This window comes from Bradyrhizobium yuanmingense (assembly GCF_900094575.1).
GTDB classification, from domain to species: Bacteria; Pseudomonadota; Alphaproteobacteria; order Rhizobiales; family Xanthobacteraceae; genus Bradyrhizobium; species Bradyrhizobium yuanmingense.
Genome location: NZ_FMAE01000049.1, coordinates 1 through 11006 on the forward strand (window position 1 = coordinate 1; position 11006 = coordinate 11006).

The 11006-nt window shown below is 57.1% G+C and carries 8 protein-coding genes and 1 pseudogene; 2 read left to right on the top strand and 7 right to left on the bottom strand.

All coding sequences use genetic code 11. From position 1 onward, the window contains the following. A partial coding sequence (locus GA0061099_RS37955; protein ID WP_074448590.1) for an IS5 family transposase occupies positions 1-337 on the top strand: 337 nt, incomplete at its 5' end. 57 nt (positions 338-394) lie between these two features. On the opposite strand, the pseudogene GA0061099_RS43325 reads toward GA0061099_RS37955, so the two are convergent. The 6 genes and pseudogenes from GA0061099_RS43325 to GA0061099_RS37985 form a co-directional block, all read right to left on the bottom strand. Next, positions 395-1248, bottom strand: a pseudogene (locus GA0061099_RS43325) (pantoate--beta-alanine ligase). Between the two features lie 246 nt (positions 1249-1494). Beyond that, complete coding sequence (locus GA0061099_RS42565; RefSeq protein WP_225115147.1) at positions 1495-3171, bottom strand: pentapeptide repeat-containing protein; 1677 nt, start codon at positions 3169-3171, stop codon at positions 1495-1497. Beyond that, positions 3168-4124 (bottom strand): ABC transporter permease, encoded by a 957-nt coding sequence (locus GA0061099_RS37975; protein WP_225115148.1) that lies wholly within the window; start codon positions 4122-4124, stop codon positions 3168-3170. Before GA0061099_RS37975 ends, GA0061099_RS42565 begins: the two co-directional genes overlap by 4 nt. Positions 4125-4128: 4 nt before the next feature. Further along, entirely contained in the window at positions 4129-4815 is a 687-nt protein-coding gene (locus tag GA0061099_RS42915) for an ABC transporter substrate-binding protein (protein ID WP_225115151.1), read from the bottom strand. Next, positions 4773-5816 (bottom strand): ABC transporter substrate-binding protein, encoded by a 1044-nt coding sequence (locus GA0061099_RS42920; RefSeq protein ID WP_276325029.1) that lies wholly within the window; start codon positions 5814-5816, stop codon positions 4773-4775. Before GA0061099_RS42920 ends, GA0061099_RS42915 begins: the two co-directional genes overlap by 43 nt. A 34-nt stretch (positions 5817-5850) precedes the next feature. Beyond that, complete coding sequence (locus GA0061099_RS37985; RefSeq protein ID WP_036032050.1) at positions 5851-7191, bottom strand: NtaA/DmoA family FMN-dependent monooxygenase; 1341 nt, start codon at positions 7189-7191, stop codon at positions 5851-5853. Between the two features lie 2422 nt (positions 7192-9613). Between GA0061099_RS37985 and GA0061099_RS37990 the strand changes: the two genes are divergently transcribed. Then, positions 9614-10522 (top strand): hypothetical protein, encoded by a 909-nt coding sequence (locus GA0061099_RS37990; protein WP_036032052.1) that lies wholly within the window; start codon positions 9614-9616, stop codon positions 10520-10522. A 200-nt stretch (positions 10523-10722) separates the two neighbouring features. Here GA0061099_RS37990 and GA0061099_RS37995 read toward each other — a convergent pair. After that, positions 10723-11006, bottom strand: a 284-nt coding sequence (locus tag GA0061099_RS37995) for a transposase (protein WP_199751070.1), incomplete at its 5' end; no start/stop codon positions are given.

The window sequence follows — 11006 nt, forward strand, 5'->3', positions numbered from 1 at the left end:
TCTCACTCCAGGCCAGGACGCTGATATTGCCGCAGCGCCAGCCCTTTTGGAACTCGCGCCACCCATGTCTGCCCTCATTGGCGACAAAGGGTACGACGGCGATGGCTTTCGAGCCGAAATCGTCGATCGTGGTGCCAAGCCCGTCATTCCAAACAAATCCAACAGGGTCACTCTCCACAGCTTCAGCAAACGCGCCTACAAGGGGCGCAACGTCATCGAGCGCTGTTTCTGCCGCCTCAAGGATTTCAGGCGTGTCGCAACTCGCTACGACAAACTAGCCACGAACTTCTTGGCTGCCGTCCATCTCGCCGCCATCGTTGCCTATTGGATCAATTGAGTCCGAGCCCTAGTTCCGTGAAGGCCATGCGGTGAATAATGGTCTAGCTACGAGTGCTTAGACAGATCGATCCAGAGATCCGGAGCACCATTTAGGAGGGTATCCTGATCTGGAACATAGATACTCGAAAACCCTCAGGCCGTGAGCCGTTGCCGCGCCGATAATGATGAAAGGGAGCTTGACCTGCTCTAGATCTTCGAAGCTGTCACCGCCGACAATCCGAAGATAATCGAATTTGAACCGTCGGAACTTTATGTGAGATGCAGCCGACGCTACAAGGTCCTTGACGCTCGACGCTCCTCGGACGATCTGGTTGAGTGCCGTGAAGAGGCATGACAGCTCATCAAGCTCAGACCGGCTAAATCGCCTTAAGCGCGACGAAATCGGCACTCCATTCTTCTCACGGTCGGCACAAACCTTATCTCGCAATCGAGAAGGAGGTCTGCAACGGCGCGCTTCACCAGGATCGCCTGACCGATATCTTTCAGGCCGAAGTAGCTGCGAGTTGGCCGCGCATAGCAGATCCAGCGGACCGCACCGGTCAGGGCTTCCTTCAAGCACGCCTCAGGCCCATCTAAACGCAAATGATAGTCACCTTGCGATACGAACGTTCGATAGCCAGGCGGAAACATTTCGGTGTCGCTCGAGGAGATCACGGCAGTCGCTCCCGAACGTAGGGCAAGTCCAATATCATCGTCCAAATTGAAATTGTAGCTCCCACCTGGTCTAAGCTGGATCTTGTTCGGGTACACTGTGACAATCGCGACGTCATTCTCCAAGGCCGCTCTTCTGATCAGTTCTGCATGCCCAAGATGCAGGGCGCCCAGAGTGTGTACTGTGCCAATGGTCTGACCTGTTCTTGCGACCTCCCGGATGAACGCCTTGCCTGCGGAAAGACCTGCCAGATGCATGTTCTTACTCCAGTTTCCTTGAACGCAAAAAGAGTGGAGCGCTTGGATCTCGGAAGATGCGCGGCGGGGGCATCCTGTGTGGGCCGCGCACGCAGACGAGCTCCAAAGAGCTTCAACGCCCGCTTACAGTCGAATGACCGCATCAAACTGATCTAAGCTCATGGGCACTGTAGCTCCCTCTGTTCTTGCGGTTTTCAAAGGAGTCAGGTTGACCCTTCTCGACCACGTCGCATCAACGATGAGAGTTCAGCCAGATAGTTCGATGACTCGTTCAGCTGATCCCCCTCCAGAGCGACCTGCAGTCCCCGACAACGGTCGGCAAAAAACGGTGGTTATCTTAGCGCCTAAAAAGTCGACCTTCACGAAGCTGGCCTGGAATGGCGATATCCCACTCAGGTTCGCATCGCGCAGGGACGATTGGTTCATGCGAACGTATGCGGCCCGCGTTGCCTCCAGGTTGCTATCGGTCATACCCGCGGCGAGATATGCCTGAACGAGATTGGAGCCTTCGAGATTTGCGTGACCCAATGCCATTGATTGCGGCGGATCACCGGTGATCATCGACCTGTAGAGGTAAGCCTGTGATAGGTCCGCATGTTCGAGATCGCAGTCGCGCACAAAGGCGCAGCGGCCGCGAAAACCGGTGAGTTTGGCGGCTCGCATTGTGCTCTCTGTTATCGAAATGCTCTCACCTGATGCCTGAGATAGGTCCGCTCCGTCCAGCTGACAGGAATGAATAGATGCACTGTTGAGCACAGCACCGACGAGGTTCGCGTCGGACAGGCCTACGGACAGAAGCCGCGCCTCGGTGAGGTCTGCCTGTTCCAGCTCAGCGCTCGCGAGATTTGACAGGTGAAGATCAGCGAATGGGGCGCTCAGGGCTCTCGCCCGAATCCGCCCGCTCACCTTTGAGAGTCTCAGATACGGAAGATGAGCACCTTCCAAGACAAGACCATCGATGGAGGTGGGACGCACGATCGATAAGCAGTCTCCCTTTGAGTGGAAGAACGAGCAATCCGCCAGATGCGTCTTCGTGATAGCGACTTGGCTCAGCTTAGCAAAGCGGAAGGAAGCGGAAGGAAGGAAGCATTCATTGATAGTTGACCCTTGCAGTTCCGCGCCATCGAATACAGCATTACTCGCGTCGCACTGATAAAGGAGAAGCCCGCTGAGCATCGCGTTGTCAAAGCGTGTTCTTTTCATACTGCAACTATGAAATAGGCTGCCGGTTGCATCAATTAAATTGCGCAGACTGGCGTCATCGAAGTTGCATGCCTGCGCTGCCATGGCGTGCATATAGGCAAAATCAAGCTTGGCCCCGAGGAAACTTGCCCGCTCTAGCCCCGGACGGGGAAATGGATGACCCAGAACCTTGGCGGCCTCCACATACCCTGTCCCTTTGATGGCAAGCATCTGGCCCCTGATCATGCACGCATAGCCTGGCGCTGTGCCGATTCCGACAGCTATGACCTCAGTCAATAGGGACGGGCCAAAAACGGTCACGAACACAAGGGCGAGCAAGAGCGTGGGAATCGCAAAGAGCACGTCGACAATCCGGCTGAGGATGCTATCGACTACGCCACCAGCTGCGGCGACGCCGATAACGATCGCAATGAACATGCTCAGCGCCGTTGCGCCAAGTCCGATGGCGAGGGATTGGCCCGTCCCCTCGACTATTCGAGAGTAAAGATCTCGCCCCAATTGATCAGTTCCCAACCAATGAATGATCGACGGAGACTGCAATGACGATCTCAAATCTATAGCGAGCGGATCGTGCGTCTGCAGTACCTTTGGGGCCATAGCCGCGAAGGCAAAGAGGCCAATTATTATAAGAGAGACGGTAACCCGGAAGGGAACATGGCGCGTGATTGCCAGGACTTCTTTGAGCGAACGAGATATGGTGACTTCGGCGAACATGCTCATGTCAACTTGAACCTCGGATCGACCAGCCGGTAAGTCAGATCGACGATCAAATTGGCAAGAGCGAATACGCCCGCAGAGATCAAAACAGCTCCCGAGACAATCGGAACGTCTCTCGAGGACGTTGCAGCGACGAGGACTCCACCTAGGCCTTGACGGGCGAAAACCACCTCGATCAAAATCGCGCCCGAAAGAAGTTTGCCGAGCGCCCAGCCTGACAAAGTAATCCCGGGCAATGCGGCGTGGCGGAGGACATGGCGAAGCCTGACGCCAAAATCACTCATACCTCGGGCCCGCGCGGACGTGACGAAGGGCTGCTCGAGCACGCGCGTGAACTCGTTCTGAACGACTTGTCCAAAAAAGCCCGACAGTTCAAGAGCCAACGCAAGTGTCGGGAGAATGAGCCCGACCGGGGAATTTCCACCGATGACCGGAAGAATGCGCAGCTTTACCGCAAAAACAACCAGCAAAATTGTGGCCAGCCAGTAAGGCGGCACTGTTGCCAAAAAGACTTGCGTGTCCTTGAGCAGCTTCGACCATATGTTGTCTCTGCCGGCGATGAACAAGGTTGTCAGGATGGCGATAATCCATGCAATCAGCAGCGCGGCGACCGCCAGAATAATCGTAGGCCCAATCTGATCCGCGATGATCCCTGCGACAGGCCGATGCTGCTGGTAGGATTCACCAAGATCTCCATGCAGGATTCCCAGCATGTATTTTCCGTATTGAACCACGAGTGGTTGATCAAAGCCGTATTTCGCATTGATCGCCGCGAGTTCTGCCGCGGACGCCGGCCCGACGTTGCCACTTGTCACATTAATGATGATCTGGGCGCGATCGCCAGGCATCACACACTGAATTAAGAACGCAAACGTTGCGGCAGCCCACACCACCACCACGCCGGCCAATATCCGGCGCGTGAACCAAACAATGGCATGATGGGTTGCTATCTTCATGGCATCATTTCTTGTCGTCAAAATGGGCATCATAGAAGACAGGTTCGCCAACTGACCCACGGTCCAGCCAGACGTCTTTCAGGGTCGGCTTGGTCGCCAAAGTTACGTCCAGGACAGTAAGGCCAATAACGGGTGCCTCATCCACGATCTTCCGTTCCGCCTGCTGATAAAGGGCGGTACGTTCAGCTCCATTGAAATTCTGTTCCGCCTTTCGAATGATGTCCCAAAGCATCAGATCCTGGTAGCGTGAGGGATTGAAGCGATTGGGCTCGCCATTCTGATCGGGCTTCCACGAGATCCGGAATATCTCAGCGCCGGGGGCAACCCAATAGAGGAGAACGACCTCATAATCATCGGGTCCGAGGTTTTTCCCGGCGAAGAAGTCAGCCGGATTGGTGGGTTGAAGACGTACGTCAAAACCGGCCGCCCGTCCCTGCTGCTGGACAACTTGCAAGGCTTGCTCGCCATCCGGCTTGAGAAAAGCGTACGAATAGGAAATGCGCACGATGAGCGGACGACCGTTCTTGACACGAACGCCCGTAGGATTGCGCTCAGTCCAACCCGCCTGATCAAGCAGCTGATTGGCCTTGCGAATATCGTACCCATAGGACTGCCCGAGTTCAGGCAGGTATTCCGGCGAGCTCTGACTTAGCGCACCGTTGCCCTCGACGGTAAAGAGCCGAGGAAGGATGTGTCGACCGCGGCCTTTCGGTCAGTAGAATAGGCAAAGGCCCTGCGGACGAGCACGTCGTCAAATGGGGGCCGGGCCGTATACAATGCGAGGCGCAGGGGGGGGTCCCCCGTCAGGTGCCGTAATACTGGAAAGCGGAAGTTGGCGTCCTTCCATGCGACAGCCGGAATATCGTATATGGCATCGGTCTCCCCCGCGATCAGCGAGCCGTATCGGACAGTCTGATCTGGCAGAAACTTCCAACTGATCCCGTCAACGTAAGCCGGCCCCTGATGTCTGGCGGTGGCCGGCGCCGAATTGTATTCGGGATTGCGGCGGAAGGTGACTTCTCGCCCATGGTGCCACTTGTCAACAATGAATGGACCTGAACCGACGGGGTTCTCGCAATTGACCGCAAGTCCACGTTTGAGTGCCGATGGCGAGAGAATGCCTTGTGAGGATTGGGCGAACACGTTCAGCAAGGGCTGGAACGGCACCTTCAATTTTACTTCCAATCTCAGAGGAGCAATTGCCCTCGCCGATTCGAAGCTCTCGCCGAGATAAGGAGCGGCAGTCGGATTGCGAAGATCGGGGTCATTGCTGAGCCACCCGTTGATATTGTCAGCGATGGCCTGCGCATCGAGGGCGCTCCCGTCAGTGAACTTTACATTCGGCTTTATCTCGAATGTGTACACCTTTTTGTCGTCGGAGATGGTCCAAGACTCGGCCAGCCATGGCAAAATCTTGCCGTCCTCGTTGCGCGCAACCAGATTATCGCTGTACTGGCGTTGCAGATACCATTGCTGCACCCATCCTCCGAACAGGCAGGCAGGCTCTTGAAAATGCCCGTAACGAATAACGCCTCCTCGCTTGACGCTGCCGGCCAAGCCTTCCTGCGCATGAACGCTGGGCGCCAATTGGGACAGGCCCAAGAGCATGACAAGGGTAGCCGCCAGTGTTCTTGCTTGACGGTTGGACTTGCCAGTGAAGCGCCTCGCTGACGGCGCATTGGCTAAATGCATATCCAGGCTCCAGAGATTTGGTGTTGAGGAAGCGTCAGAGCGGTGAGCTAGCTGTGGCTCGTGCCGGCTCGAACGGAGTAGAAATGCCGAAATGCTCTCGCAGTGTCTGTCCCAGATATTCTTTGCGAAACAGCCCGCGCTTCTGCAGGATGGGAACCACATTGTCGACAAACGCTGAAGTGCCATCGGTGAGAACATCCGGAATGATGTTGAAACCATCGACCGCGCCGGCGCGGAACCATGCCTCAATCGAATCCGCGATCTGCTCGGGTGCACCCACAAGCAAGCGGTGGCCAAAAGCTTGAACGCTGCTGATGATCTCGCGAACCGTCCGACCTTGACGCGCCAGAGCTTCAATCGTGCGATGGTGACCGACAGAAAACGGAACATGATCTGCATCAGGCAGAATCTCCTCCGGGATTGGCCTCTCGAGGCTGAGCTTCTCGACCGCCACACCCATGCTTCTTGCAAGGGCGCCGAGGGCGCGCTCCAGATCGAGCAGTCCATCAAGGTTTTCTTTGCGACGAGCCGCCTCGTCCTCGGTGCCCCCGATACAGGTGACAAGGCCCGGCAGGATGAGCGGAGCCGCAGGGCGGCCGAATTGCCGAGAGAGCGCACGCAGGCGCTCTGCCTCCCTCAGAGCCGTCGTCAAGTCCCCGGCGGCCGCAAACACGACATCTGCACTGCGGGCACCAAGCCATAGTCCGGGATCCGAACCGCCCGCCTGAACGATGACTGGGTGACCTTGGGGCGAAGCGGGATGCGTCAGTGGGCCTCGGATGCCGAAACTATTGGTATCGGGATCCAGGAGGCGGAATTGACTCTGATCTGCGTAAACTCCCGCAGCCTGATCGGCGATGACCACCTCGCCGCTCCAGCTCAGCCAGAGAGCGCGGACCGTTTCAACGAAGTCCTCGGCCCGTCTGTAGCGATCCACTCGCCCGACTTCTCGACCGCCAAAGTTTGCTACCGTCGCCGGGCTCGACGTCGTGACTGCGTTCCAGGCAACGCGGCCACCGCTGATGACCTCGAGCGATTGGAAACGCCGAGCGAGATTGTATGGTTCATTGTAGGTCGTCGACGCTGTCGCGATCAGGCCAATCCGCTGCGTTTCGCGTGCAATCACCGCAAGAACGAGGGTAGGTTCGAGCCCATTCAGCGGTGGCTGGTGCGTAATGTCGAAACTTATCGCGGGAGTATCGGCGAGGAATACAGCATCCAGCAGACCACGCTCCGCAACCTTCGCAGCCCGGACGTAGTGCTCGACATCGAAAAAGGCGCTTGGATTTGTACCTGGCCAGCGCCACGCGGCGGAATGGCCACCAGCGCCATGAAGATTTAGGCCGAGATGAAGCATGGAGTTAACCGAAGACATCACAACCCTTAATGCGGCGGCCTCTGAGCCAGTTGGTGGGCGTTGAGGACAAATCAGCGACCACCCTGCCCTTTCGCGCAAGCTCACGCTCAATGTGCGCCGGGCAACCGATTTGAGGCATGGATAACAAACCGTCGGCTGATGTTAGAGGGCTCTCCCCGAAGAAGATTCGGGTACGTGCTATGATATTCTGTGCGCAGGCGCAGCCCAAAAGAGCTTCGACAACGGTGGTCGCCGATTGACGCTGTCGTGACAGCCAGTTTCCAGCGGCTAGTTGATCCGACACGAGTACACTCACATCTGCGCTCCAGAATTCATCAAGGCCAGCTGCTTCTCAGGAAGGTGTTCTGATGCCCATTCGCGATCGGAACGTTTGGACTCGCGACCGGGCGAGCAAGGATCGATTAGAGGATTTTTAGAGGGCGAAACCACGCAAACGCAATAGTTGAGTATTTCAATCTACTATCGTCTGTTGGCATCCCCTTCTATTGCGAAGTCTATCTGTCCATCGCTTAGCCCAAATGGTCTCTGATCAGGCTCCCCGAACATGCGCTGCGTGATTGCAGCGACTTTAATTGGCAGCGCCGGCTCAAAGCGAGGGACATGAATTGATGCGCTCGAGAACACAAACAGATTAGGCGAGACATTGCTGATCAGCCGCATGCTGCCCCGTTGCAAAGCGACATCCGATCAATAAGGCCGGGCCAAGCCAACCATCTAATAATGCGATGAAACATTCTAGATTATAGATGCCTAAAGCATTGCTTGGACGCTGAGCTTTGTTCTGCAGCACCGTGGCGCCTGCTGCATTCGAGGATGCTGCGGATCTTCGCGTGATTGTCTTGCAGGCGCCGCATGTTCTCGCTTTTTCCATCGGTATGATGACCGACGCGACTTTGGAAGAATGCCGTCCCCGAGGCCGCCTTCGTGAGCGCGCCCCGCTATGTGCACGGGACTCAGTTACTTGTGAACACAAAGGCCCTGGAGAATCAAACACCCGGAGCATCAACGTTCACGAAATCACTCAGTTGGGTATCGGAGCGCGTCACTTACCGGCAGATGAGGTCGGGCGCGCCTCTCGTGATGAATCGCAGGCTATCAGCTTCATCAATGCCGGTTTGAACCGTCTGGCTAGCCTCGAGGTCTGCGGCCACCTCCGGCGCGAAAGATCACGGACGACACGCTCCGCGCCAGCATGGTGGACGACCGCAGCCCCGGCGATCTGACCTAAGCCATCGCCGTCCTGCCACTAGCAACAGAAATGCAACCCTCGGAGCGCCAAGAGCCGCCTCCTTCGGCCATCCGGGCTGGTCGCTTTGGATCGACCCAAGAAGACTGATGCTAGTCACATTTTCATGCGTCGGTGCCTGAGATCTATCGCTACTTTGACCGGAACCGCGCCGGGGTTCGGAGATGGCAAGGAGGGGCCGATACGACCGACCGCGGAGATTGCCCTGGATCTTTTTGTTCTGCTGCGCCTGCAGGTCACACTAAAAGGCTTGTGCGGCGATATGTTTGTAAGGCGCGACCAACGTTGTGGTGCATTGTGTGGCGCATCGGCTGCAAGCGTCAACGCGCCGTTTTTCTTTTCCGAACTGAGGCGCCCGTGCGCCAGTTCTTGCCGCCGCGGGTTCTATGCACCCGAATCGTTTGTGGCCCAGTCAAGCTCTGGTTGGCAGTTCAACGTCTCGCGGCCGCACAGCGTTTTAATGTTGTCAGTTAAGCCATTACCCATGTGTTGCGGATGCCCGAATCGAAGTCGCACGCGCGGCTCTTGTTTTACGGCCAGCGCCCCGGCGCACCGACGCGAGGTCTCGTTTCAGCAGTCCCGACAGAGGAATAAGCTTCACGCCACCCCGGCCCGGACACGAGCCCGGCGGCTGCGGCCAGACTCAGCTGTTCGGATCCAGCTAGCACCTTGACGAGCATTTCAAGGAGATCCACTCGGAGCCGATGCAAGCTGGCCCAGGCATACTTCTCCACGCCGCTCAAGGTCACCGATAGCAGCGCTTCCGCCGCGCTGCTTCTCCCCGGACCTTCACACGGCCCTGCCGTGGAGCGGATAGCGACGATGGCCGTATCTCCCAAACTCTGCTCTGCATGAACAACAGGCTCGCGGGGGTAGTCGGAAAGGACCCCGCGTTTTCTTCAAGCACTGAGTCTGGTCAGCTGTTCGACAGCTAAGCCTTCTAGCATCGCAGCATCTTTATCCGGACGGCAGGCCGACTTGATGGCCCAAGCTCTGGAACAGAAGAATGACTTGGATCGGCGGTCAGTCCGACCCGTATGCCCTCAACACACCGATCGGTTCGAGAACCGGAGCCGGTGCGTTTTATCGACATTGCGGGCGTCTCGGTTTCTGATCCTTATCGGATCAACTTCGTACGAATGATAGTGACAAGGCTACCAAAGGGAGACCGACATGGACCCATTTGAGGACGTCAACCGATCCGAGGCTCGGATGAATTACCTCGAGCCTCAACAGGAAGAGATAGCGCAAGCAGATTTTGAGCAGCGGCTTAGAGAGTCTCGGCCAATCCTCGCAGCATTGGCTTCACCTGGGGCCGGATCGAGCCGGACGGTAACGGACGGTAACAAGAGAGCGCAAGCTATCCCGGAGAATGAACGCTGCACGGCTGCATCCTTTGTCAGAACACGCGCTCAACTTGCCGCAACGCTGACGTGCGCTAACATTGCGGAACTCAGAAGAGAAATCGAACTCGCTGCGCAAAGATCAGCAAAATGGTCACGAGCGAGTGGATCGTCAGTCGACCGCGTGGACAGTGGCCGCGTTTACGATGACGTGGTGGCATCGTCATACGTGGAGCTGGAGCGCTTTCAAAACCACGCCAGGCATTGCAAGCCACATGCGTTGGACCGTCAAAGCGCGATGGCCCATTTGCGTTCCATGGCGGCTTTGCGTTATGAGGCCGCCCCCTGGAATATCTGGGGAGGCCAACGACTTGATCTGGGTCGCACAGCGGCAGAGCACATGAGGGGAGGTACCGGTTCTTCGCCTTTTGTGTCACTGTCTGAGGAGGCCTCACAACTGCTCCTTTCGCCGGACGATGACAACGAGTATGGCGCCAAAGCAATCGCGGAAAACGCGAATGAGTTGCACACCTACACGGTCCCGAGAGTCACAACATGGACGGCGGAAGACATCGTCAGTATTCTCGAGGACGGGACTGAGAATGACGAACCCGCTCTGGCTTGGGTGAGCGATACCCCAACTGAGGAGCGTGAGGTACTATTTCTCGGCGGGAACCTGGATGACTATCGGACCGCTAGCGCATCTAATCCATACAAAACGTCAGGAACAAACGACTGAGTGGTACAGGCCTCGGAAAGGGTGACTTGCCTTTTACGACGCTCGGAGAAATCAAACAGTAGCGTTTCACGCTACCAATAATACTCCGGCCCAACTGGCCAGCGCGGGGGACTGGCCGCGTACCGCGCTTGGAGATCGTGTCCCTGAGCGTGGTGTAACTGGCGGTGGGACACCGCGTTCGCCGGCAAAAGCCGGACTGGTCAGCTGGCGATAGCCGGGAGGCTGACGGTTGGATCATCGCTCAACCGCGCGATGGTTTCCAGCGTCATGTAACGGGCGCGCTGGACGGCCCATTCATCATTCTGTTCGAGCAGGATCGCGCCGATGAGGCGGACGATAGCGTCCTCATTGGGGAAGATGCCGACGACCTCGGTCCGGCGCTTGATCTCGCCGTTGAGGCGCTCGATCGGGTTGGTCGAGTGCAGCTTGGTGCGGTGCTGCGGCGGGAACGTCATGTAGGCCAGCACATCGGTCTCGGCCTCGT